Consider the following 23,376-nt stretch of genomic DNA (forward strand, 5'->3'; position numbering starts at 1 on the left):
GGCAAAAAACATTATTCTCAATTATAGCATAAATATTTCCCAGCTACACGGGACGTCCACCGTCCGGAAATTCAAGGGCTGCGCTTTCAAAAAAGGCCCGCATTCCGTGACCGCCGGAAATACAGGCCTTGGTACATCTTACTCAACTGCCGGTAATAAAAGTTTATAACGATTCCTGCGACTGGCGGGAAACCACCTTCTCGCAATACTCAATAATCTGACTCCGGCGGACAATGCCGATAAACCGGTTCATGTCATCGACCACGGGCACAAAGTTCTGCACCTTGGCCAGATTAATCAAATCCTCCATATCCGCATCAATGGACACCGGCAGATTATTCATCCGCAGCGGAACATCCTTCAACAGATATTTTGAAGCATTTTCGAAAGTCACCGCTCCACCTGAATCCTTCATATACCACAGCAGATCGCCTTCCGTTACCGTCCCGGCATATTCTCCATTCCGGTTCAGAATCGGTACTGCCGTATAGCGGTGAAATTCCATCCGTTCGAGAGTCTGGCGCAGCGTTGAATCCAGGGTTACGCAGGCGACCTCTTGTTTCGGAAGTAAAAAAAACGCAATATTCATCTCTTGATCCTCCTCAAAGAGTTCCGAAGGCATTATTATTCATCCGTACTTATACGTCTTAGCCAATTTATCCGTTCCAATCCATTATACCATGAGAACAGCAAGCAGCAGCCATTAAGATTGTATATGGCTGCTGCAGTTCCTGCTTATTCTTTTTAGGGGGGATTACTGTGCTGCGGCTGTAGCCGCAGGCTCCAGCGCGTTTTGCGCTTTTCCCGGCTCGATTAATTGGTCTACCGGCGTGCTGGCGTTCATCCAATTGTCAATCATGGCCTTAGCTTCAGTGAGGTCCTCTTCATCTACAATATCATAATAAATTCCGCCGATACGTTCGCCCTCACCCATCACAGTGAAGCTGGAGATGTCCATATCCTTGCCGCCCATAAACTTTTTGGCCAGGCTGATAATCATCGATGGCTGAATGTCCGTCTTAAAGTTATCGCCCATAATGTCCAGCAGCTCCGGGATGTTTCCAATTTGGCTGATGGACAGCATTTTGTTCGCAACGACATCAATGAAAACCTGCTGCCGTTTGGTGCGGTTGAAGTCGCTGTCCTCACGGTAACGGGTATAATTAAGCGCCTCTTCCCCATTATAGTTGGACTTGCCGCCTTTGATGGTGAATTTTTCATGATCCTTGCCTTTGTTCACAATATCTTTTTTGATCGGCAGCGGAACGCCGCCAATTGCATCCACCGCATCTTTCAAGCCTTGAAAATTAATGGTGGCATAATATTGAATATCGTGTCCGAGCAGGTTTTCCAGAGTGTCCTTGGCCATCTGCTGCCCGCCAAAAGCATAGGCATGCGTAATTTTATCCTTTTTATTGTCGTCATGGCCAATGATCTCGGTGTAGGTATCCCGCGGTATGGAGATGAGCAGAATCTTGTAATCCTCCGGACGAATAACCGCGTAGATCATCGTATCCGAACGGGCAGTCTCATTCTCGCGCTGGTCTGTCCCCAGCAGCATTAGAGAGAACGGGTCGCTTTTGTAAACAACCGGTTCGGGTTTGACCGTAGTAGTGCCGTCATTAACGAGAGGCTGGTAGGATTCCTGCTTCAGCTTATCCTCGACCCGATCCGACAGAAAAAGATCAAAGGCCAGTACGGCCAGCGGTTTTTGGAACAGGAAGCCGCCGCCAATGATTACCACCAGCGCAGCAATCAGGATGATATATCTTTTTTTCATTTTTTTGAATTTTTTCATGATTTTTGATTCCTTCTTTATGGTGGAATGTATATATGATTGCTCGCGATCTATTTTCAATGCTTGCCGGGAGGGTTCCAGGCAGTCATGGTTGGGCTTTTCTTGGCTGTTATGGGTTGCCCCGATTCAGTGTTATGATTCCCCCCTTTCAGGAATTCGGGTCATTCTAATTGTAGAATAAACTTGGAAACACCCCTTTGACACATAAACAATATTTCTATTGTAATCACTTGGCGCCCAAAAAGAAACAACAAATAACGACAAGTTTAGTACTGGAGCTACTTGTATTCTATAAAGTATATGACGCACAAAACTTGATTTTGATTCGTATTTTGCAAAAAAAACAGCAAAGCTGCAGTATCCGCCTGCACCAGGCGGCGGCTCCAGAGCTTCGCTGTTGTTAATTTTCTTCCTGTATCCACCATGTCTGCGGGTCAATAATGTTGCTCATCGAATTAACCTTTACGTTCTGCAGACGTTTGTTGACGGCCGTTATATTTATGCGCTCAGCAAAAAAGATCATCGGCACTTCCTCATTCACTAATTTTTGCCATTCGTAATAGACCTGCTTGCGGTGCTCTTTATCATAAGATTTGATTCCCACGCCTTCCCGGATCAATTCTTCATTGCGTTTTGAACTGAAGCGCGGATAATTCCACAGATCAATTTCCCTCCATAACCCGGACGGGTCCGGGTCGCTGGCCAGCCCCCATACTCCGTTGAAAAGCTCGACTGAGGGATCATCATTCTCTACAGCTTCATAAAAAGTATTAAGATCCTTAAGCTGCCCGCCATTTAACCGTACATCCAGTCCAACATCACGCCAATTCTGCAGAATAGCGCGCGTCCGTGCTTCTGCAGTTGTGCTTCCCGTCATTGCATCATAATGAATAACAAATGGAGCGCCTTTCGGGTCCTCCCGCAATCCGTCGCCATCCCTGTCCACATATCCCGCTTCATTCAGCAGCGCCTTAGCCCTCTCCGGACTGTAGGGATATGTATTGATTTCTGAATCAGGAATCTTCGCCCAGCTTGAGCTGGGGACCGGTGTTTCAATCAGACTGCCGAGACCGTAGGAATATTGGTTAATGATCCCTTCACGATCCAGCGCATAATACATAGCCTGCCGCAGACGTTTATCCGCGAATTTCGGGTTATCCATGACAATCTTCTGGGACTCATGATCCCAAGATCCAAATTTAAATCCTATGTATTCATAAGACAGCTCTGGCGATTGCAGAATATTCACCTGGTCCAGCTGCTTCAGCGAGGCATACGCATCACGCGGGGCAGTAGCCATATCAATGACATTCTCATCGAGAAGATTCACGATGTCCTTATCATCGAACACTTTATACGTCACACCGTCCAAAAGCGGTTTTCCCTGATAGTAATCCTCAAAGGCCTTCATCTCCACCAGCTGTCCAGGCTGGATATTGGTCACCTCAAACGGGCCAATGCCGATGGGATGCTTTCTCACCGGATCACTGTCCGGCATATCCTTAACCGCGATCCCGCTGTACACCCTTTTGTTCATCGGGTACGGCCAAAGATTATCCAGCGCATTTACCCTTACACTATTCATGGTTATTCTCAGGGTGTAGGGATCGATTACCTTAATACCGCTGATTTCCTTGGCTTTTCCCTTATGGAAGGCTTCGGCGCCTGAAATCATTTCTACACTATAATACCGTGACCCTGTATACTCTGGACTGGCAATGGTTTCTAGCGCGAATTTCCAATCCTCTACCGTTAATTCATCGCCATTGTGCCACCGGACGCCTGGCCTTATTCTGAACGTGAACACGGTATGATCGTCTGACTCCTGCCAGGAAGCGATGCCCGGAACCGTGGTTAAGTCATCTTTTACCCGAAACATAGCTTCTGTAATGAACTCCAGTACCTGGTAGTCATCCTCGCCTTCATAAAAAGCAGGTTCAAACAGCCCTTGAAACGGAGAGGAATATCCGTATGTAACCGTTCCTCCAGCTGCAGGCACCTCCGCCTCCTTATTCGAAAGAACTCCATAGGAAAGCCGCTCCGAGCCTATCCCGCTGCAAGCCGATAGCATTAACGCCATCGCCAGCACCAGCCCGCAATATCTGCGCTTCATCATATTATTCTTCCCTTCCACCATGTAAGCGTTATCCAAAAAAGTTTTCTTTATATTCTTAAAGTTTCATTGTCATAATATTTAAGACTACATTATTGAGAATATACAATTTTCGTCCTAAAGTGAAGCTTTTAGAGAAAAAAGCCCGCCCTTACAGGCAGGCCTCAAGCTTTTTCGCAGCCATTATTTTTCTTCTTCCTCGTGGATAATGCTTAGTCCCTCCACATGCCTTTTCCGCATCAGCTTGCGCTTTTTCCGTGTTTCCTTGCTTTCGAAAATGATGTCAAAATCGTATTCTTCAGGGTACAGCTCCTCCTTCGAGAGGTATGGCTTAAGGCGCTTGTGGTTGAATCTCATTTTTTGCTTTTGGACCATGACACCTACCATTCCCACTGCATCCCTTGTCTCGTAGACAATCCCCATCCTGTCCAGCGGATTCACATACACAGCATCACCGATTTCAAAATCCTTTTTCGGCGCCTTGCCATCACCTTCTTCTTCGGCAGGCCTCTGTTCAGCTGCTGGAGCTTTGACCGGCCCTGCTGCTTCGGTTGGGTGCCTTTCTGTACGCTGCATCTCCTGCTTGGCTCTTTCACCGGGTCTGTGGTGTCCTGTACGGTTCAGGCTGTTCCAGTGACTTCTGTCCCCATCCATTTCGCGCTGCTGCTCTACAAGCTGCTGCGAGCGCCGGATAACGGTCTCCGGAATACCCAGCTTTTCGGCAATCTGAAGTGCATAGCTTTCACCTGCTTCCCCAATCGTCAACCGGTACAATGGCTGCAGGGTGTCCTTGTCAAACTCCATCCGTGCATTTTGGAATCCGCTGGTAGAGGCTGCAAAAACCTTAAGCTCATTAAAATGGGTAGTCACTATGATATTTGCGCCTTTACGGTTCAATTCCTCAAGTATGGCAATGGATAGCGCAAAACCCTCCCCCGGGTCCGTACCCGCCGCCAGCTCATCGATCAGCAGCAGTACGCCCCTGCCCGCATCTCTAAGCATTCCCTCAATACTCCTCATCTGTGCCGAAAAGGTGCTCAGGGACTGAGTCAGGCTCTGCCCGTCGCCGATTACACTGATTACATCCGTGAACACTGTAAAGTCGCTGCCTTCCTCTACAGGCACCAGCAGACCGGACTGCACCATCAAGGTTAATAGTCCCAGCGTCTTGAGCACAACGGTTTTGCCGCCTGTATTGGGGCCGGTGACTATTAGTGATTTGTATCCGTTGCCGAACTCCAGACTGATGGGGATCATTCCCTCCAGCTTGGGATGCCTGCCCCCATTCATTCTCAGATAGCCGCGGTCGTTCAGAGCCACACTTCTCGCCCCCATCGTCCGGGCGTATTTGGCTTTGGCAAAGATAAAATCGTAATTGCCCGTGATCTCAATATTCAGCCGCAGCGCCGCCTGTTCCTGCTCCAGCAGGCCAGTCAGCATGCTTAGAATCAGCATCTCCTCCCTGGCCTCTTCAGCAGCCAGCGATTCAAGCTCCCCTTGCAGCGAAGCTATCTCATAAGGCTCTACAAAAACAGTTTGCCCGCTGGTGGACTGATCCAGCACCGCTCCTTTTACCTGCTTGTGATATTCCCGTTTCACTGGAATCACATACCGCCCGCCACGCATACTAACCAGATTCTCCTGCAGGATTCCCTGGTGTTTGGCCATTACAGCTTCAATCTTTCGCTGCAGCCGGTCCTTAGCCACAGTCAACCGTTTCCGGACCCGTTCCAGCCCCTTGCTGGCGTGGTCGTCAATGGTCCCTAACCGGATGCAGCGTTCAATCTCCTCCCGCACTCCGCTCAGCTCCACCAGAGACGCCGCATAGGATGCAATTCGCGGGGCACTCTGCTCTTTGGCCTGCATGTATTTACGGAGCTGGCTGCAGCTTTGCAGAAACACTGAGACCGCCATAAAATCCTTCTCGCTGTACAAATACCCGGTTCCCAGCAGAGACATCAGCCACTCCATTCCCTCCAGAGAAGGAATCGGTACGCTTGCCCCTTTCTCCAGAAGCTCTTTTGCCTCAGCCGTTTCATCCAGCGCCCGGTGAACCGCTGGCAGATAGGTCATAGGCGCAAGTCCGCTCACCGCCTTCCTCCCCTCATAAGATACTGCATAACGTCCAAGATCCTGCTTCATTTCCTCGTATTGCAGTGTGATTTGGCTGTCTGTATTCATGGGTACCTTTCCTCCTTATACCCCGCCTGGCTCCCAGGGCGGGCTTCTGTTCTGCCCCAACGCAAAAAGGGCAAAGACTGCCACTACGGCGGTCCTTGCCCTCAATCTGCTGCTGCCATTCTCTTTGTGTTTCAGTCAGTTTCCACTTAGGGGAAATTCAGCCTGAAAACAGAAAAAACCGTGCTGCAAGAGCACGGTTAAATTCACAAAGAGAACAACAGCCGTAAAGAGGCCATATGACGCTTCGCGTGTGTCCTTAACTAATTCATCCATCCTGCCGAAACTGGAATACATCCTGCCGGACATACCCAAACACAACCCGCCTTGTGGATAAAGCGAGCCCTGTGCAGCTTACGGGTCAGACGATATGAAATTGCTTAGTTAAGAACGCTCACCAACATCAAAATTTCCCCTTTAGTTATAGGATACCTGTAATTTACTACATTCCGCTGTCTGCGTCAAATGTCTGATCTGCAAACTGCAGATTTCTGAAATTTAAAAAAGCAGCCGAGTGGTCGGCTGCTTCGTAAAACGTCCTATTCCGTTGTGTAAGGCAGCAGCGCGATTTGACGCGAGCGTTTTACAGCAATGGTCAGAGCGCGTTGGTATTTTGCACTTGTACCTGTTACACGACGCGGCAAGATCTTTCCGCGTTCGCTGATGAACTTCTTCAGAAGCTCAGTGTCTTTGTAATCAATGTGAGTAATCTTGTTCACAGTGAAGTAGCACACTTTTTTGCGCTTGTTGCGTCCACCACGACGTGCCGGTCTTTTGTCGTTTTCTCCGCCTTCTCTTTGTTTGAAAGCCATGTCAGTTCAGTCCTTTCCTAATTAAAATGGCAAATCATCGTCCGATATATCGATCGGTTTTCCATCGCCCGAAAAAGGATCTTGATTATTGTTGTTACGCGAGAAATTATTGTTATTTCCGCGTCCACTGTTACCGCCGCCACCATAAGATGGTTCTTCAGGTACATTCCCGCTGCTTGGCGCATTGCCGCCTTCACGATTCTGCGAGGATTCCAGAAAACGGACATTATCGGCAATAACTTCAGTAACGTATACACGTTTGCCTTCGTTATTCTCGTAATTCCGTACTTGGATGCGGCCTTCCACCGCTGTCAGACGTCCTTTGCGCAAGTAATTGGCACAGGTCTCAGCCAGCTGTCTCCAGGTTACCACCGGGATGAAGTCCGCTTCGCGTTCACCGTTCTGGCCCGTAAAGTTGCGGTCTACGGCGAGCGTAAACTGCGTTACAGCAACACCAGCAGGAGTATAACGAAGTTCCGGGTCACGGGTCAACCGACCGATCAGAATGATACGGTTCAACAATTCTGTCCCCTCCTTATAAGCGATTCGCTACAAAGCTTGTTCAGATCTTAGGCAACGTCGTTCGTAATGAGATAACGAATGACTTCGTCGGAAATCTTCATGATACGTTCCAATTCAGTAACTACTGCAGGTTCTGCAGTGAAGTTAACCAAAACATAAACGCCATCACGGAATTTCTTGATCTCATACGCAAGACGGCGTTTACCTTGCACTTCGTGCTTTGTAATTTCTCCGCCGTTGGAGATGATGCCTTGGAATTTTTCGACTGCTGCTTGAACGGCTTCTTGTTCAATGTCAGGACGAATAATGTACATGACTTCATATTTGCGCATAATTTTCACCTCCTTATGGTCTGCGGCCCCTGATCACGTCAGGAGCAAGGAACGAGCACAAACATAGACTCGCACCAAAATAATATACCAAATTGTCCAGAAGAGTGCAAGTAGTATTTATGAAGAAAGCTTCACGGGTACTTTTTGGTTACATGAAGAGCGGGCCGCACGCACACAATAACACAGCAATACTCACTTTTGTTAAGGAGGAATGGTTCGATGGGCGAGCAAACCGAATACGAAAAAGGCGACAAAGCCCCCAATCCTGGCATCTATACGGAGGTAGGCGAAGCACGCAGCTTTCACACCCAAATTCAGCACCCCAAACGAATTGAAATGAAGAAGGGTGACACCTTCCCCGAAACCTCTAACAAAAACCGCAAGTGGAAAAAAGCTGAAAAGGCGCGGGTTCATTAATTTTTTTACGCTGCATGTATAAAAAAAGCATCATGGCACATACTATTCCCAGGCAGTACAAAAGAGAGGTGTGGTTCCGTTGGACGTCGTAGACGAACACAATCACAAGGATTCTGAATCAGCATCTATTGTAAGTCGGGGAGAGTAAAGGCTGCCCCTTAAAAAAGGGTTAAGCCTGGCAAAACCTGCATCACTTTAGCGGCTATAGACAGATAAAATCCGAACATCATTGATGTACTGCCTCTTAAGGGGGACCCGAAAAGGTCCCTCTTTTGTTTTTTCTTAAATTTTACATTGCATAATTTCCTCAACAATAAAAAAATCCTCCGTAATTTCAACGAAGGATTCATAAGTGAATGTATGTAGAACTGAAATGGCGGAGAGGGTGGGATTCGAACCCACGCACGCTGTGACACGCCTAACTGATTTCGAGTCAGCCCCCTTGGGCCTCTTGGGTACCTCTCCGCAGCAAGATTTATTGTACCATGCCAGTTTTACTTTTGCAAGGTTAATTATTCGTGGTTTTCACCCCCGGCGGAACGCAGCACTTTTTTCATATTTTTTTCGAACTTAGCCCGGGGAATGAGCACACTGTGATGACAGCCGGTACATTTAATCCGGATATCCATCCCCATCCGGATGATCTCCATTTCATTGGTGCCGCAAGGATGCGGCTTTTTCATGAGAACAATATCGCCAAGCCCAAAAATCTTCCGTTCCATTACTTCTCCCCCTTTTCACCCTCATGCGTGGCGGCAACCTGTCTGTCAGGTCTGACCCCCGATGATTCGCGCCCGCTCTGCGACGCCTCCAAGGCCTCCATTTCCCTCGCGGCCCTTTCAGCCTGTTCCGCTTGTTCACGCGCCTCCTGCTCGGCCTTAGCCGCCTCCAGCGCCGTCTGTTTCTCCAATGCCCGCTTGATATCGCTCTGAATTTGCCGCTCTGCTGCATCCCTGGCATTCGGGAGACAATTAGCCGCTACGCGAATCACATATTCCGAGGTGCTCATCGACTGAATCCCCAGAATATTCGGATAGGCTATGACATTTGAGTTCCGCTCTTCTATCCCCTTTAGCGCTTCTCCGATCAGAGCGAGCGTAGCCTCCAGCCCCCGTTCGATCTTTACAGGAACATCCACTACCGCGAGCGCATTGGCCAGCGAATAATTTGTTACGTTGATAATGGTGCCATTGGGGATAATATGCACCTCACCGGTGCTGCTGAGCAGTCTCGTCGTTCTGAGGCCAATCATTTCTACCGTCCCTTTGTAGGTCCCGGTCTGAATCACATCGCCAACTGCGAACTGATCCTCAAAGATAATAAAAAAGCCTGTAATGACATCTTTGACCAAACTTTGCGCGCCAAACCCGATGGCAAGTCCGACTACTCCGGCTCCCGCCAATAAGGGTCCCAAATCGAAATGGAACTCAGAAAGAACCAGCATGATCATTACAAAGTTGCAAATGAACGTAACCACATTTTTCAGCAGCCCGCCAACAGTTGAGAATCTGCGGCTATCTCCCAATAGTCTTCCACGGCTCTCCTTTTCCATTGAACGGTCAATCACCTTATATACGACCTTTATAATGATCCGGGTCAAAATAAAGATTAAAAGAATACGCAGTCCTGCAAATAGTACATCCGCCCACATTTCAGCATCTGTTACCCAGTTCCATACCCTATCCTTGAACCGCACCGCTTCTTTTACCGCATCACCGGCAGTCAAGGTCTCAAGCATCCACCTATTCATCTAACCCCTCCTTTTCCCCAATTAATGCGTATCCGCCTTCTTCCGCCTCTCTAAATATTCCGCGGATTTCAACATGCTGCTCTGCTACAATCTTCCGGACCTCTCCCAGTGCTCCGCGAAAAAATTGGATCGACATTGCACACCCGGCCGTAATCTCCTTCGGAGTAGGAAAAATATCAATTTCGATCTCTGCGTATTCAAGCAGCATCTCTGCGCGCAGCGCCTGCTGGGTCGAGTCAAAAGCAATCAGGAGTTCCTCATCCATGTGCAAGTCTCCTTCTGGGTTTATCGTCCTATCTCTTTTCCGCGAAGTATAAAAAACATTTTTCATCCATATACTAGGAACATTAGCAGGCTATCAAGCTGATAGGCCAATTGCTAACCTTGCTGGTATTTTTACATCTGCTCCGCCTAGAAAGGAAGATCATATATGAATTCTTCTTCGAAAGCTGTCCCTTTGCCGGAACCGTCTTGCTTAAAAATATCACATGCTGATCCCAATATCTATTCCGCCATTACGCACCGGCTGCTGTTTCATTTCTCCCGCACCAATGCGGACACACCCATCATTATCGTCTGTGTGGGCACAGACCGTTCTACAGGCGATTCGCTCGGGCCCCTTGTCGGGACTGCACTGGCCCGCTTCCACAGCCCCCTATTTCATTTATACGGGACATTAGACGAGCCTGTGCACGCTGTAAATTTAGAAGAAACCCTTACCCTTATTCACGAAAAGCACAACAACCCATTCATCATCGGCATCGATGCCTGCCTGGGCCATTCCGCCAGTGTCGGCTGCATTCAGGTAGTTGATGGTCCGCTGAGGCCCGGAGCCGGGGTGAATAAGCAGCTTCCCCCTGTCGGAGATATTCATCTCACCGGAATTGTAAATGTCGGCGGGTTTATGGAGTACTTCGTCCTGCAGAATACAAGGTTAAGTCTGGTCATGCGATTGTCGGATATCATTGCTTCCAGTCTCTATTCCGCCTTAAAACAATGGAATCTCCATGCTAGTTCTGCTGCGACGCAAGAGCGATAACTTCCTTTTCCTCGGGTGACAGCGGGTACTGCGATTCCCCGCCCTCCAGCGGTTTAGAGTAGATATACGAATTTTCGCGGTTATGCAGACTGGTCAAGACTACACCGCTGCGGTTGTCGTCAATGATAGCAAGCGAGAAGCTCAGGTCATTCCCCCGCTCTCCAAAAGCATTGTACCGTTTCACCGCAACCTTTGACTTCATGCCGCGGAGTTTGACCTGTGCTGCCTCGATTATTGTTTTTTGCTCGCGTTGAACTTCTTCCAGCATATCCCCCTGATTTTTGAGATCGATCAATAAACTCTCCAGATTTTCAATTCCATTGCCGTTCATCATAGCTTCATATTTCCGCCGCATTTTGCGGATCTTCGTTCCCTGTATCATCAATACAATTGCCAGCACGACGATGATCAGCGCAAAACCCATGATAAACATTGACAGCTGCTCACTAATAATTTCATTTAACTCCGACATGGTTGAACCATCCTTCTGTATAGATATAAGAACCCACCTGTTTGCACGCACTACATCATCCATCTTCTATTTAATAATAATGCTTTACTTTTCTTAACAAAGGACAGTCCAGTTTTCCACTGCATCTCATCTTACACTTGTGTGGCCGTACATTTCCAGCATGGCAGCTATCATCCGGTCAACTTCCTCTTCTGTCGAAGTAACGCCCACACTTGCTCTCACGGCTCCACTTTCTAATGTATATGCGGCTTTATGAGCTAGCGGAGTACAATGCATGCCTGCCCGCACCGCAATATTATATCTACGGTCCAGACGGTGAGCGATATCAGCCGAATCCTGCCCCTCAACCACGAAGGATACGATCCCGCTCCGCTCTGAACCCATTTTAGGCCCGAGCAGCCGGATTCCAGGAATAACGGACAGTCCCTCCATCAATTTCTGAGTTAACTCCCATTCTTGGCGGTGAATATTTTCCGGTCCGAGCGACATTATTTTGGTCACTCCCGCCAGCAGTCCGGCTATGCCCACCCCGTTTTGGGTCCCAGCCTCATAGCGGTCAGGACGGACAGTGGGCTGTCCGCTATTTTCCGACTGGCTCCCGGTTCCTCCCTGCATCAGCGGGATCAAATCCAGTTCAGGCGCGATGTACAGTCCTCCTGTCCCCTGCGGACCCAGCAGACCTTTATGCCCAGGAAAGGCAAGCAGATCTATATTCATTTTTTTTACATCAATGGTTAAAGAACCGGCGCTTTGAGCCGCATCCACCAGAAACAAGGCACCCTTAGATTGGGCAATATCACCGATCTCCCCAATTGGCAGAATACTCCCCAGCAGATTTGAACTATGATTGCATATCATCATTTTGGTGTTAGCTCTAAAGGTTCTCTGCAGTTCAAGCAGGTCCACCTGCCCTTCAGGGTCTACCTGCACATAATCAATAGAAATGCCCAACGTCTGGCGTAAAAATTCTAAAGGCCTGCGCACGGAGTTATGTTCCGTCATTGTAGTAATCACGTGATCCCCTGGTTGAAGTGTACCCTGTATAGCCATATTTAGCCCCATTGTGGTGTTTTGGGTAAAGGCAATATCCTGGGCATTGGAGACAGAAAATAGTTCAGCGAGTTTGTTCCGCGCTCTCACCATCACCCGTCCTGCCCCAATCGCCAGCGAATGATTTCCACGTCCGGCATTTGCACCGGAGTTTTGCAACGCATCCATCATGGCCGCGGCAACTTCAGGCGGTTTCGGCCATGATGTTGCCGCATGATCCAAATAAACGAGCTCCTCCATCTCCTCACCCTTACCTTATAATTTTAAAAAACATACCCCTCCATATCCGTTTTAAGGGATATCTCAGGATATGTTTTTCAGACAAAGATATCCATATCAATTACCCAATAACTCCAACAGCCTTTCCAGGTCTTGGGCACTGTAATAGTTCAATTCAATTTTCCCTTTTTCCTTGCCCTGTTTTATTTTTACTGTCGTCTTAAATCTTTCACGCAATTGTTCTTCTACATTATCAATGTATGGATCACGTTTCACAACTTTCGCTTTAATCGCTCCGGCGGGTTTGCGGTCAAGGTTCTTCACAACCTCTTCCAGTTCTCTAACACTCCATTGTTGTTCCACGCATTGCTCTGCCAGTTGTTTAACCGTTTCAGGATCTTTCAGCGCTACAATAGCTCTAGCATGCCCCATAGAAATTGTTCCACGTGAAACATATTCCTTCACTTCTTCTGGCAAGGACAGCAGACGTAAAAAGTTAGCAATATGCGATCTGGATTTTCCCACCTTTAGTGAAAGCTCTTCCTGGGTAAGCGCAAATTGATCCATCAGCCCTTGATAAGCTACGGCAATTTCCATCGCATTAAGATTTTCGCGCTGCAGGTTCTCAATTAGTGCGATTTCCATAACCTGCTGATCGCTGAGACTTCGTACAACAGCAGGAATTGTTGCTTTTCCACAATACTGCGATGCCCTGAATCTGCGTTCACCGGCGATAATTTCATAACCCTTCAGAACACTCCGGACGATGATCGGCTGGATCACTCCATGTTGTCTTATCGATTCAGCCAGCTCTTGGATCGCATCCTCATTGAAATCCTTCCGCGGTTGATAGGGGTTCGCCCGCAACTGCCCTAAAGGTATCTCCACAACCTTATCATCTTCGTTGATTGACAAGGATGGTATTAATGCATCTAGACCTTTCCCTAAACGCTTACTCATAAGAGATCACTTCCTTTGCCAACTCTAGGTACACTTCCGCTCCTTTAGAGCGATTGTCATACGTAATTATCGATTGTCCATGTGATGGGGCTTCACTTAATCTCACATTACGAGGAATAATCGTTCTATAGACCTTCTCCTGGAAATACTTTTTCACTTCTTCGATAACTTGAATCCCCAGATTCGTTCTGGCATCCAGCATCGTCAATAGAACTCCCTCTATCTTCAGATGAGGATTGAGATTTTTCTGAACCAGCCGTACAGTATTCAATAGTTGACTTAGACCCTCCAGGGCGTAATACTCACATTGAATTGGAATAATCACAGAATCTGCAGCTGTAAGTGAATTAATGGTAAGAATGCCCAATGAAGGTGGACAATCGATAATAATATAATCGTAATTCGACTTGACCGCATTCAATGCTTTCTTCAGCTTCAGCTCTCTGGAAATGGTAGACACCAATTCAATCTCTGCACCTGCCAATTGAATCGTTGCCGGAATAATATGCAGACCTTCGATCTGGGTCTCCAATATCGTTTCCTGTGGATTTGCTTCATTAATAAGAATATCATAAATGCAATTTGCTACATCCGCTTTGTTGATGCCAACGCCGCTAGTAGTGTTTCCTTGTGGATCGATATCAACCAGAAGCACTCTTTTTCCTAAGGTAGCCATTCCGGCACCCAGGTTGACAGAGGTCGTTGTTTTACCGACACCACCTTTTTGATTTGCTATGGCAATAATCTTGGACACTAATTTCACCTCGAATTGTTAGAAAGAATCATCTTGTAGGTCATGAGTTGTAACGGCGCAATCGCCTGTTGAATTGTGGCATCAATTTACGAGAAATATAGGCAAATTTACAGGATTAGCTTCATGTTTGATCTTTTGGCAAGAGGCGCCGGTTCAGGTCACAGAAAAGGCGGCCAATCACCTCAGGGCCGCCTTCAGCTTTTTAAACCATTTATCTCTTTGGAATTTGAATAACAATCTCGTAATGGTCGCCGCGGTCATTTTCGGAGGTTTTAATCTCCATTCCCGAACCAGTAACCATATCTATGGATTGGCGAATTGTATTAAGAGCGAGACGAACATCCTTCGTGTAGGAAACCCGTTTTGACTTTTTAGTCTTTGAAACTTCTTTATAAAAGGCAATGCGGGCTTCTGTCTGTTTCACATTCAGCCCTTTGGCAATGATTTCACCCAGCACCTTCAGTTGCATTTCTACACTGTCCAGCGACAACAGTGAACGCGCATGCCGTTCCGTGATTTGTCTTTCCATCAATGCTGTTTTCACTTGTTCAGGGAGCTGCAGCAAGCGAATTTTGTTGGCAATCGTTGATTGGCTTTTGCCAAGCCGCTGTGCCAGGCTTTCTTGAGTCAACTGATGAAGATCGATTAACTTTTGATAAGCGATAGCCTCTTCGATTGAGGTCAAACCCTCACGCTGCAAATTTTCGATTAGAGCAATAGAAGCAGCCTGGGAATCATTGAACTCACGAACAATGGCCGGGATTGTTTCCATGCCCAGCTTTTTAACTGCCCGCCAACGGCGTTCTCCGGCAATAATCTCATACAGGGAATCACGCACGCGAACAACTATTGGCTGAATAACCCCATGAGTTTTGATAGTCTGACATAACTCGTCTATCTTTTCGTCATCAAAAATCGTCCTTGGCTGATATGGACTGCTGATGACCTCATGAACCGGGATCTGTTTGACCTCTTCTCCGCTGCTCCGCTCGGTAAATCCAAAAAGCTTGGTGAATTGTTCTTTCATTCCGTTCATAACCACCTAATTTCGTTATAGTACGATCTTCTTGACCTTGCCTAGCGAAAAGCTTATCGTACAGCAAGTAGAAACGGCTATGCCGTCCTCAAAAGGAGCATATGCTTCCGAAGCAGCGATACCCGTATCGCCTCAGGTATGTTGGAGATTCTCCAGCGCTTCATTCACCTTCGCATGAAAAGTCTTACTATATTATTCTATCACTTTTTAGTCCATAATCCTATTCTCCAAAGAGACCTATTTTTCCTGCATTTTCTGTTGTTTACATTTCAACTATATAAATTGAACTTGTGATTTTTCTAATTGGGATTGGTCGTGACTCCAGAGAATGTTTGGACTTCCGGCCGCTGTTGTCTACAGATTTCTTGATTGTATTCCGTTATTAACGGTGGAAATCTGCAGACAAAGGCGGACGCTACCGCTCCTACAGTTCCAAACTTCTCCTCCGCCACTTTTCCCTTCATTGTAATGTTTTCAAGTTCAATTTATATAGGTGGAAAAACAAAAAAACAAGCCCCCAAGGATGGGAAGCTTGATTTTGTAGACACCAGATATGAATGGTAAATGTTTCACGTGAAACATCAGATCAGCGGAGCTTTGGCAGGCGTTCCTGCTTTGCGCGGATATTTTGCCGGTGTAGCTCCTGTCTTACGGATGAAAACAATATGCCTTGCCGACTCTTCAACAGGAAGTGTGAATGACTCCACCTTCTGTAATTCAGCACGCAACTCTTTGAAGCTGCGCTTAGCTTCTGTTAACTCCTCCGACGGATCATTACCCTTCATCGCCGCAAACAAGCCATCTTTACGTGTGAACGGAAGACAAAATTCATTCAGCAGCGCCAGGCGTGCAACTGCACGCGCTGTAACCAAGTCATAAGCATCGCGGTGAATGAACTGGCGTGCAACATCCTCTGCCCTGCCATGGATCAACTGCACATTCTTTAATTGCAGCGTGTCACAGACATGCTGTAAAAAAGAAATGCGTTTGCTGAGAGAATCCACGATCGTTAGCTTTAAATGCGGAAAACAGATTTTTAAGGGAATTCCGGGAAATCCGGCACCGGAGCCGATATCTGCCAGTGTGTTGACCTCCCCCATATTCATGAAGAACGCCAGGGAAAGTGAATCATAAAAATGTTTCATGTACACCTGCTCGCGTTCGGTTATGCCTGTCAGATTCATTTTTTCATTCCATGAAACAAGCTCTGAAAAGTATAGCTCGAACTGCTCCAGCTGCTTTGGTGATAATGTGATTCCTTGTGCTTGCAATAAAGCGGTAAACTGCACTGCAGTGTTATCCATAGATTATCCTTTCGCTGCCGTTACACGGTTATAGTGCTCCAAATGCACAAGAAGAATGGAAATATCCGCCGGTGTTACACCGGCAATGCGCGATGCCTGGCCGATTGATATAGGCGCGATTTTGGTCAGCTTTTGCCGTGCTTCCATTGCCAATCCGTGAATCTCGTTATAGTTGATATCATCTGGAATCTTCTTTTTTTCCATCTTCTGCAGCTTCTCAACATGCAGTAGCTGTTTTTCGATGTAACCAGCATATTTAATCTGGATCTCCACTTGTTCCTTCATCTCCTCATCAAGTCCTTCAGGAGAAGGAGAAACAAGGTCAACAAAGCTATAGGCAACTTCCGGACGCCGCATTAGGGTCAGTAAGTTGCTTCCATCCACAATAGGTGCAGATTCATATTCGGCAAGTGCGGCATTAACCTCCACAGGTTTGACCTTTGTCTCCCGGAGACGTACAATTTCACGCTCAACCCGTTCTTTTTTATCCAGAAAAGCTTCATAACGCTGTTTGGGAATTAGACCGATTTCATAACCAATAGGTGTCAAGCGCAGATCCGCATTGTCATGGCGAAGCAGTAAGCGGTATTCCGCACGTGAGGTCAGCAGACGATATGGCTCATTGGTTCCTTTGGTAACCAGATCATCAATCAGTACGCCAATGTACCCTTGCGAGCGGTCAAGCACAACAGGCTCCTTCTCCTGAACCTTGCGTGCCGCATTAATCCCGGCGATTATACCTTGTCCTGCCGCTTCCTCATAACCGGAGGTACCATTGATCTGTCCAGCTGTGAACAGCCCGGGCAGACGTTTGGTTTCCAGTGAAGGCCAGAGCTGGGTTGGAACCATTGCATCATATTCAATAGCATAACCATTGCGCATCATTTCAACCTTTTCCATTCCCGGAATAGAGCGTAGGATGGCTAATTGAACATCTTCCGGAAGACTGGTGGACAACCCTTGGACGTAATATTCCGCAGTGTTTTTTCCTTCCGGCTCCAGGAATATCTGATGCTGTGATTTATCGCTGAAACGGACCACCTTATCTTCAATAGAAGGACAATATCTTGGACCTGTTCCTTCAATAATACCTGTGAACATCGGAGCCCGGTGCAGGTTGTCATTTATAATCTGATGGGTAACCTCGGAAGTATAAGTCAGCCAGCAGGGAAGCTGTTCATTATCGGATGATTTGGTTTCAAAAGAAAAGAACTTCGGTTTCTCGTCCCCCGGCTGGATCTCGGTCTTGGAGAAATCAATGGTATCCTTATGCACCCGTGGCGGTGTGCCTGTCTTAAAACGTACAAGGTCAAAACCAAGCTCACGCAGATTCTCGGAAAGTCTCACCGAAGGCTGCTGATTGTTCGGGCCGCTCTCATAAGTCAGCTCACCCATGATTACTTTGCCGCGCAAATAGGTTCCTGTTGTCAGGATGACCGTTTTACTGTGGTACACTGTACCTGTCTTCGTAATTACACCCGCACATCTGCCATTCTCTACAATCAGCTCTTCCACCATTCCCTGACGAAGGGTCAGATTCGGTGTGTTCTCCATCGTTTCCTTCATCGCATGCTGATACAGGAATTTGTCGGCTTGTGCACGCAATGCATGTACAGCTGGACCTTTGCCCGTATTAAGCATCCGCAGCTGAATAAAGGTTTTATCAATATTGCGGCCCATTTCGCCGCCCAGCGCATCAATTTCGCGCACCACATGCCCTTTGGCAGGACCGCCAATGGACGGATTGCAAGGCATGAAGGCCACCATATCCAGGTTAATTGTAATCATCAGCGTACGGCAGCCCATCCGTGCTGCGGCAAGGGCTGCCTCGCAGCCGGCATGGCCTGCGCCAATGACCACTACGTCATAGCTGCCTCCATCATAACTCATATGTGATACCTCCCAGGTCTTCTATTTATAGTAGCTGCACTTTAGCTAGCACAGTTATTTCCCCAAACAAAATTGCGAAAAGATTTGATCCAGCAGTGAATCAGCAGCCGTGTCACCAATAATCTCTCCGAGCTGTTCCCATGCCAGACGCACATCAATCTGAATCATATCAATGGGAATAAGCATATCCGCAGCCTCATAGGCGTCTTGCAGCGATTTGTATGCTTTTTTGAGCAGAGCGATATGTCTAACGTTGCTTACATAAGTCAGGTCGCCCGATTCCAGTTTGCCTCCAAAAAAGAGTCCGGAAATGGCTTCCTCCAGCTTATCCAAACCTTCCTCCTCCAGCACAGACATCGGAACAATGCTCGATTCACTGAAATAAGAGAGCAGCTTGTCCTTTTCCAGCCGGGAAGGTAAGTCCATTTTATTCATGATTACCAGTGCTTGTCTACCTTGGATTTGTTCCATTAATGCCAATTCATCCTCATGCAGTTCATCGGCAGCGTTCAGAACGAGCAGAATCAGATCTGCATCGCTAAACGCTGCTTTGGAGCGTTCGACTCCTATTTTCTCCACCACATCCATGGTTTCGCGAATCCCGGCGGTATCCAGCAGTTTAAGCGGGATATTGTTAATGGTTACGTACTCTTCTATAACATCACGCGTTGTACCGGGAATATCAGTCACAATCGCTTTGTTATCACGGGCAAGCGCATTGAGCAAAGAGGATTTGCCTACATTGGGGCGGCCGACGATAGCCGTCGTGATGCCTTCGCGCAGTATTTTTCCTTCATTTGCTGTTTTGAGCAGTTGGTTAATCCCCTCCATAACCTCACTGCTTTTGTCTTTAATAAATTCGGCAGTCAAGGATTCCACATCATGCTCAGGGTAATCAATATTCACTTCGATATGAGCCAGCATTTCAATAAGGGTATGGCGCAGCTTATGAATTTTGTCGGATAAGGAGCCGCTAACCTGCTTGAGGGCAACCGAAAAAGCCCGGTCCGATTTGGAACGGATCAGATCAATTACCGCCTCCGCTTGGGAAAGGTCAATACGTCCACCCAAAAATGCGCGTTTTGTGAACTCTCCGGGTTCCGCCAGTCTAATATCGCGCTGCAACAGCAAGTCCATTACTCTGCGTACCGAGATTACTCCGCCATGGGCGCTAATTTCTACTACATCCTCGGTTGTAAAAGAACGCGGCCCCTTCATTACAGTTACCAGCACTTCTTCCATTCGCTCTCCATCACCGGGACTAATGATATGCCCGTAATGAACGGTATGCGATTCCACTTCTGTCAGCGGTGTCTTGCTGCGGAACAGTGGGGCCACCTCCGCTATCGCCTGCGGGCCGCTAACCCGGATAATTGCAATTCCTCCCTCGCCTAATGCCGTCGATACGGCAGCAATGGTGTCACTATGCATTCTCTATTCACCTCAATTTTATCTGCTTCAGCTTAGCTGACAAGTTCTTTATTCTAAAAAAACAATGACCCCTTACATTGGTCAAGGAGTCATTGCGGCATATATTCTCTACTTCAAGGTGATAACGACACGGCGGTTCGGTTCCTCGCCCTTGCTTAGCGTGTTCACTTGCTTGTGATCCTGCAATCTGGAGTGGATAATCTTCCGCTCCTGCGGTGACATCGGCTCCAGCACAACCTCTTTGCGGGTGCGGACAACCCGCCCTGCCAGACGGTCAGCCAGCTCCTCCAGTGTCTTCTTACGGCGTTCGCGGAAGTTCTCCGCATCCAGCACAAGACGGATAAAACTATCGGAATAACGGTTGGCCACAATATTGGCCAGATACTGCAGAGCATCAAGAGTTTGTCCTCTTCTGCCGATCAGCAGCCCCAGATCCGGACCAGCAATCTGCAGAACTGTCGATTCCTTGGCATGAACGATTTCCACTTCCACCTCGAGCCCCATGCTCTTGGCGACATCCACAATGAAATGAACGGCCTCTTGGTAAGCTTCCTCCACCGGGTGTCCGGTATCTTGGCGCGGTACACCGCCGGCAGCCTCCTGTTTGCTCTCTCTTGTTGACTGCTGAGGCAGAGACGGAGCACTCGCCGCTGATGCCGGTGCCGCTTCGGCAATCAAGGTCAATTCCACCTTGGCACCTTTCGCACCGATCAATCCCAGGAATCCTCTTGATGGCTGTTCAAGTACGTTGACCGTTACCCGGTCCTTGTGAACTCCAAGCTGACTCAGTCCCCGTTCTACAGCTTCTTCAATGGTTTTCCCTGTCGCGACGACTTTGCTCATTTTGACTTTTTGGCCTCCTTCTTTCCTTTGCTGCTATTGCCTTTCGCAGCTGGAGTGACATCCTTGCGCGCGTTAGTGTTCTTGCTTTTTACCAGATTGACTTCTTTGGCACTACCTGCACCGGCACCGGCAGTGGCGACAGCCAGTTTGGTCTTGTCGTTGTTGCGGTATAAGAAGTAGTTCTGAATAATGGTATAGAGGTTACTATAGAACCAGTACAGCGGAAGCGCTGACGGGAAGTTGTAGGACATGATGAAGATCAGAACCGGATACACCATCATCATGAACTGCATTGGCCCCTGCTGCTGTACGGGGTTCATCTTGGTCATCATCCGGGTCTGCAGGAAGGTGGTGGCTGCTGCAAGGAGAGGCAGGATGAACAGATGATCGGGCTTGCCGAGTTGCAGCCATAGGAACGAGTGCTCTCGCAGAGACGGGTTATAATAAATCGAGTTGTAAAGCGCGATAAAAATCGGCATTTGCACAATCAGCGGCAGACAGCCGGCCATTGGGTTAACCTTGTTCTCCTGGAACAGGCGCATCGTTTCCTGCTGCACCTTTTCAGGTGTATCTTTATATTTTTTCTTGATTTTTTCGAGTTCTGGTTGAATGGCCTGCATTGCACGCGAGCTCTTCACCTGTTTCATCGTTAGCGGCAGGATAAGCGTACGGACAATGATAACCATTACAAGGACGGCGAAACCATACTGTCCATTAAACCATTCGGCGAATGTATCCAGCGCAATGGCAAAATAATAAACAACGTTACTCTGCCAGAAGCCTCCATTCTTCAAATCCTCCGTAGTGTGCGTCACGGTTGACGCCGGAGCGCACCCCGACAGAACAGCAATCATCAATACCATTACACCGAGGAGAAGAAACCATTTTCCTCGTCTAGTCTTCATTAGAGACACTTCAAAACCCCTCTCTTAAACATTCCATTGCACCGTAAATCATACCATATTTATGAATACAAATAAACAAGCCCCTTATGACCCCATTACGTGCGTGAAGCCTTGAGCAGCTTGGCTTTGCGAAGCACATGCAGCACGCTTTTCTCCAGCTCGGCATAATCCTTGGAGAGCGCTCCTTTTCTTACGATGAACACCATATCAAGCCCCCCGGCAATTTCCGGTTCATGATGCCTGACGATCTCTTTTACCAGCCGTCTCATCCGGTTGCGGACAACCGCATTTCCGACCTTCTTGCTGACCGACACCCCCAGCCGGAACCGCTCCACCTCTTTTCGGTTGAACCAGTACACTACAAACTGATGATTGGCAAATGACTTCCCATGGCGGTATACGCGGCTGAAGTCGGCACGGTTTCGTAATCGTAAACTTTTGTGCACGGGAATCTCCTATTCAAAGACCGGATTCACAGCGCTCCGGAAATTTTATCTTCTAATTAGTATAGTCATCGGGGAGCCGGCATAAACAGCTCTTGCTGCATACCTCTTGCAGGCCACACCCGATACATGCATATATTAAAAAGCCCCGCAAAGTATAGCCAACACTGACTTAGGCGTATTCCTCTGCAGAGCCAAATCATATCATATAAGGAAGCAATTGATTTGCAGGTGCAGATAAATTGCCTCCCTATGCATTTAAAAAAGGACCACCGCAGTGGTCCCTAAGTGGTCTAACTTACGCACTCAAAACTTTTCTGCCTTTCAAGCGGCGGGCTGCCAGCACTTTACGGCCGTTTTTCGTGCTCATTCTTTTGCGGAAACCATGTACCTTCTTGCGTTTGCTCACATTCGGTTTGAACGTCGGTCTCATGTATTGCACCTCCCTTACAGGATCATAATTACTGTCATATAAGCAGAAACGGACTAAGCCGTCCTTGAAGTAGGGACAGTATCTACAAGTATTATCATTTTAATATGGAGACATATCCTCACAGAAAACACCTTTATACATTTAAACACATAATCGCTGCAAAAGTCAACCTTGTCCGCCCACATGCAAGTCCCCTCTTTATCATGGCGATTATCCACAGTCCTGATTCCCCAAAAAAATAATCCACAGCGTTTTACAGTTATCCACCTGTGACCAAAATTAAAATGAACTACTCACAGCTGCGCACAACCTGTGTATAAAAAAAGTCGAGCTTCGATGAGATATGTCGAATCGTGAACAAATTATCAACAATATGTAGTGTTGTTCTTAAAATTTATACACAAGTGATTGAATTTGTGGATAAATTGGCCCTGCTCATTGAAAAACAAGGGTGGTTTTGCTATGATGGTATTACTTTTGAATGTGAATAGATTTGTTTGTTCTCTATATTATCAACAAGCTGTGGATAAAGTTGTGAACAATTCAAATTTATCCATATTTTTTTGTCTCTATATATTGCCTATTGGGGATAAGATTTCGCAACAACCCATTTTCTTCGACATTTCCACTTCATGGCTGACGCCACATTTGGAAGATTTAAAGGAGTGACAGTCT

General features: G+C 47.4%; 24 protein-coding genes and 1 tRNA gene. 2 read left to right on the forward strand and 23 right to left on the reverse strand.

The window, feature by feature from the left end; all coding sequences use genetic code 11:
- Positions 1-163 precede the first annotated feature (163 nt).
- The 7 genes from PRIO_RS33455 to rpsF all read right to left on the reverse strand — a co-directional run bounded on the left by PRIO_RS33455 (position 164) and on the right by rpsF (position 7,755).
- Positions 164-589 carry a CBS domain-containing protein gene (locus PRIO_RS33455; protein WP_020425709.1) on the reverse strand — a complete coding sequence of 142 codons (426 nt, stop codon included), beginning with the start codon at positions 587-589 and terminating at the stop codon, positions 164-166.
- Positions 590-754: 165 nt separating this feature from the next.
- The gene (locus PRIO_RS33460) at positions 755-1,798 is read right to left on the reverse strand and encodes an LCP family protein (RefSeq protein WP_020425710.1); all 1,044 of its coding nucleotides are present in this window, start codon (positions 1,796-1,798) and stop codon (positions 755-757) included.
- 400 nt (positions 1,799-2,198) lie between these two features.
- Positions 2,199-3,914, reverse strand: a complete 1,716-nt coding sequence (opp4A, locus tag PRIO_RS33465; protein ID WP_039785113.1) for an oligopeptide ABC transporter substrate-binding protein — start codon at positions 3,912-3,914, stop codon at positions 2,199-2,201.
- Between the two features lie 180 nt (positions 3,915-4,094).
- Positions 4,095-6,092 (reverse strand): endonuclease MutS2, encoded by a 1,998-nt coding sequence (locus PRIO_RS33470; protein ID WP_020425712.1) that lies wholly within the window; start codon positions 6,090-6,092, stop codon positions 4,095-4,097.
- A gap of 536 nt (positions 6,093-6,628) precedes the next feature.
- Positions 6,629-6,901: a 30S ribosomal protein S18 gene (gene rpsR, locus PRIO_RS33475; RefSeq protein WP_020425713.1), complete on the reverse strand. Its 273-nt coding sequence runs from the start codon at positions 6,899-6,901 to the stop codon at positions 6,629-6,631.
- Positions 6,902-6,922: 21 nt separating this feature from the next.
- On the reverse strand, positions 6,923-7,423 hold the full coding sequence (gene ssb, locus PRIO_RS33480; RefSeq protein ID WP_020425714.1) for a single-stranded DNA-binding protein: 501 nt from the start codon (positions 7,421-7,423) through the stop codon (positions 6,923-6,925).
- A gap of 47 nt (positions 7,424-7,470) precedes the next feature.
- The gene (gene rpsF / locus PRIO_RS33485) at positions 7,471-7,755 is read right to left on the reverse strand and encodes a 30S ribosomal protein S6 (RefSeq protein ID WP_020425715.1); all 285 of its coding nucleotides are present in this window, start codon (positions 7,753-7,755) and stop codon (positions 7,471-7,473) included.
- A gap of 219 nt (positions 7,756-7,974) precedes the next feature.
- Between rpsF and PRIO_RS33490 the strand changes: the two genes are divergently transcribed.
- Positions 7,975-8,172 (forward strand): YjzC family protein, encoded by a 198-nt coding sequence (locus PRIO_RS33490; RefSeq protein WP_020425716.1) that lies wholly within the window; start codon positions 7,975-7,977, stop codon positions 8,170-8,172.
- Between the two features lie 374 nt (positions 8,173-8,546).
- Here PRIO_RS33490 and PRIO_RS33495 read toward each other — a convergent pair.
- The 4 genes from PRIO_RS33495 to PRIO_RS33510 form a co-directional block, all read right to left on the reverse strand.
- Positions 8,547-8,637 (reverse strand) — tRNA-Ser (locus PRIO_RS33495).
- Positions 8,638-8,684: 47 nt separating this feature from the next.
- Entirely contained in the window at positions 8,685-8,894 is a 210-nt protein-coding gene (locus PRIO_RS33500; RefSeq protein ID WP_020425717.1) for a DUF951 domain-containing protein, read from the reverse strand.
- Positions 8,894-9,922 (reverse strand): mechanosensitive ion channel domain-containing protein, encoded by a 1,029-nt coding sequence (locus tag PRIO_RS33505; RefSeq protein ID WP_020425718.1) that lies wholly within the window; start codon positions 9,920-9,922, stop codon positions 8,894-8,896. Before PRIO_RS33505 ends, PRIO_RS33500 begins: the two co-directional genes overlap by 1 nt.
- Complete coding sequence (locus PRIO_RS33510) at positions 9,915-10,187, reverse strand: putative Se/S carrier protein (RefSeq protein WP_020425719.1); 273 nt, start codon at positions 10,185-10,187, stop codon at positions 9,915-9,917. The genes PRIO_RS33505 and PRIO_RS33510 overlap by 8 nt, the downstream gene beginning before the upstream one ends.
- Positions 10,188-10,352: 165 nt before the next feature.
- Here PRIO_RS33510 and yyaC point away from each other — a divergent pair, with 165 nt between their 5' ends.
- On the forward strand, positions 10,353-10,961 hold the full coding sequence (gene yyaC / locus PRIO_RS33515) for a spore protease YyaC (RefSeq protein ID WP_020425720.1): 609 nt from the start codon (positions 10,353-10,355) through the stop codon (positions 10,959-10,961).
- Here yyaC and PRIO_RS33520 read toward each other — a convergent pair.
- The 12 genes from PRIO_RS33520 to rpmH form a co-directional block, all read right to left on the reverse strand.
- The gene (locus tag PRIO_RS33520) at positions 10,933-11,433 is read right to left on the reverse strand and encodes a DUF4446 family protein (protein ID WP_020425721.1); all 501 of its coding nucleotides are present in this window, start codon (positions 11,431-11,433) and stop codon (positions 10,933-10,935) included. The two genes, yyaC and PRIO_RS33520, sit on opposite strands and share 29 nt — an antisense overlap.
- A gap of 126 nt (positions 11,434-11,559) precedes the next feature.
- On the reverse strand, positions 11,560-12,723 hold the full coding sequence (locus tag PRIO_RS33525; protein WP_020425722.1) for an aminotransferase class V-fold PLP-dependent enzyme: 1,164 nt from the start codon (positions 12,721-12,723) through the stop codon (positions 11,560-11,562).
- A 96-nt stretch (positions 12,724-12,819) separates the two neighbouring features.
- Complete coding sequence (locus PRIO_RS33530) at positions 12,820-13,662, reverse strand: ParB/RepB/Spo0J family partition protein (protein WP_020425723.1); 843 nt, start codon at positions 13,660-13,662, stop codon at positions 12,820-12,822.
- Positions 13,655-14,416: a ParA family protein gene (locus tag PRIO_RS33535; protein ID WP_020425724.1), complete on the reverse strand. Its 762-nt coding sequence runs from the start codon at positions 14,414-14,416 to the stop codon at positions 13,655-13,657. The genes PRIO_RS33530 and PRIO_RS33535 overlap by 8 nt, the downstream gene beginning before the upstream one ends.
- Before the next feature lie 211 nt (positions 14,417-14,627).
- Positions 14,628-15,443 (reverse strand): nucleoid occlusion protein, encoded by an 816-nt coding sequence (noc, locus tag PRIO_RS33540; RefSeq protein WP_020425725.1) that lies wholly within the window; start codon positions 15,441-15,443, stop codon positions 14,628-14,630.
- A gap of 590 nt (positions 15,444-16,033) precedes the next feature.
- Entirely contained in the window at positions 16,034-16,756 is a 723-nt protein-coding gene (rsmG, locus tag PRIO_RS33545) for a 16S rRNA (guanine(527)-N(7))-methyltransferase RsmG (RefSeq protein WP_020425726.1), read from the reverse strand.
- A gap of 3 nt (positions 16,757-16,759) precedes the next feature.
- Positions 16,760-18,646 carry a tRNA uridine-5-carboxymethylaminomethyl(34) synthesis enzyme MnmG gene (gene mnmG / locus PRIO_RS33550; protein ID WP_020425727.1) on the reverse strand — a complete coding sequence of 629 codons (1,887 nt, stop codon included), beginning with the start codon at positions 18,644-18,646 and terminating at the stop codon, positions 16,760-16,762.
- Between the two features lie 54 nt (positions 18,647-18,700).
- Positions 18,701-20,077 carry a tRNA uridine-5-carboxymethylaminomethyl(34) synthesis GTPase MnmE gene (mnmE, locus tag PRIO_RS33555; RefSeq protein ID WP_020425728.1) on the reverse strand — a complete coding sequence of 459 codons (1,377 nt, stop codon included), beginning with the start codon at positions 20,075-20,077 and terminating at the stop codon, positions 18,701-18,703.
- 108 nt (positions 20,078-20,185) lie between these two features.
- On the reverse strand, positions 20,186-20,920 hold the full coding sequence (gene jag, locus PRIO_RS33560; protein ID WP_020425729.1) for an RNA-binding cell elongation regulator Jag/EloR: 735 nt from the start codon (positions 20,918-20,920) through the stop codon (positions 20,186-20,188).
- Positions 20,917-21,834: a YidC/Oxa1 family membrane protein insertase gene (locus PRIO_RS33565; protein ID WP_039785103.1), complete on the reverse strand. Its 918-nt coding sequence runs from the start codon at positions 21,832-21,834 to the stop codon at positions 20,917-20,919. The genes jag and PRIO_RS33565 overlap by 4 nt, the downstream gene beginning before the upstream one ends.
- 86 nt (positions 21,835-21,920) lie before the next feature.
- A complete protein-coding gene (gene rnpA / locus PRIO_RS33570; RefSeq protein WP_020425731.1) occupies positions 21,921-22,271 on the reverse strand; it encodes a ribonuclease P protein component in 351 nt (116 codons plus the stop codon).
- A gap of 295 nt (positions 22,272-22,566) precedes the next feature.
- On the reverse strand, positions 22,567-22,701 hold the full coding sequence (rpmH, locus tag PRIO_RS33575) for a 50S ribosomal protein L34 (RefSeq protein WP_019914530.1): 135 nt from the start codon (positions 22,699-22,701) through the stop codon (positions 22,567-22,569).
- Positions 22,702-23,376 lie beyond the last annotated feature (675 nt).

Source organism: Paenibacillus riograndensis SBR5 (genome assembly GCF_000981585.1).
Lineage (GTDB): Bacteria > Bacillota > Bacilli > Paenibacillales > Paenibacillaceae > Paenibacillus_AQ > Paenibacillus_AQ riograndensis.